This is a genomic window from Aeromonas sp. QDB23, from assembly GCF_027707745.1.
In the GTDB taxonomy this organism is placed as follows: Bacteria; Pseudomonadota; Gammaproteobacteria; order Enterobacterales; family Aeromonadaceae; genus Aeromonas; species Aeromonas allosaccharophila.
Genome location: NZ_JAPCJA010000169.1, coordinates 1 through 757, shown reverse-complemented (window position 1 = coordinate 757; position 757 = coordinate 1). Strand labels below are relative to the sequence as shown.

General features: G+C 47.6%; 1 protein-coding gene. It reads right to left on the bottom strand.

Annotated elements, in window-relative coordinates; translation table 11 throughout:
• Positions 1–190: 190 nt before the first annotated feature.
• Positions 191–664, bottom strand: coding sequence for a trimethoprim-resistant dihydrofolate reductase DfrA14 (gene dfrA14, locus PG888_RS23010; protein ID WP_021529707.1), 474 nt, complete (start codon positions 662–664; stop codon positions 191–193).
• Positions 665–757 lie beyond the last annotated feature (93 nt).

The following is a 757-nucleotide window of genomic DNA, read 5'->3' as shown; positions in this document are numbered from 1 at the left end:
CGATATGAGATCGATTTAGCCACTCATAGAGCATCGCAAGGTCATGCTCAGTCATGAGGCGCAGTGTGACGGAATCGTTGCTGTTGGTCACGATGCTGTACTTTGTGATGCCTAACGTCGCTATCAATCGCGGAAAAAGGCGTAGTGCGCGAAGCGAACGAAGCTTTTTGCCGTCGATTGCATAGCTTTGTTAACCCTTTTTCCAAATTTGATAGCAATAGTTAATGTTTGAAGTAAAGTGTTGCTCAAAAACAACTTCGAAGGTATTTGGAATACTCGGGAAGAAAACATCCCCCTCTGGCTCGATGTCGATCGTCGATAAGTGGAGCGTAGAGGCCATGGGTAATGTTTCTCGGTAAATTTCTCCGCCACCAGACACTATAACGTGACCGGTGAATTCAGCTAGCCTGTCCATGGCCTCTTCGATTGACTGAAATACAACTACATTGTCATCATTTGATGTCCAACCTGAGCGGGTAACGACCGCGTATTTCCTATTGGGGAGTGCGCCCATAGATTCAAACGTCTTGCGACCCACCAGAAGCCACTGATTGTAGGTCAATGCTTTAAAAAGTAGCTGCTCCCCTTTCGCGGACCAGGGTATGTCTGGACCGCAACCAATCACGCCGTTTTTCGCTTTCGCAGCTATCAATGATACTTTCAAGGTTCTCATCCTGGGTTAACTTTGTTTTAGGGCGACTGCCCTGCTGCGTAACATCGTTGCTGCTCCATAACATCAAACATCGACCCACGGCGT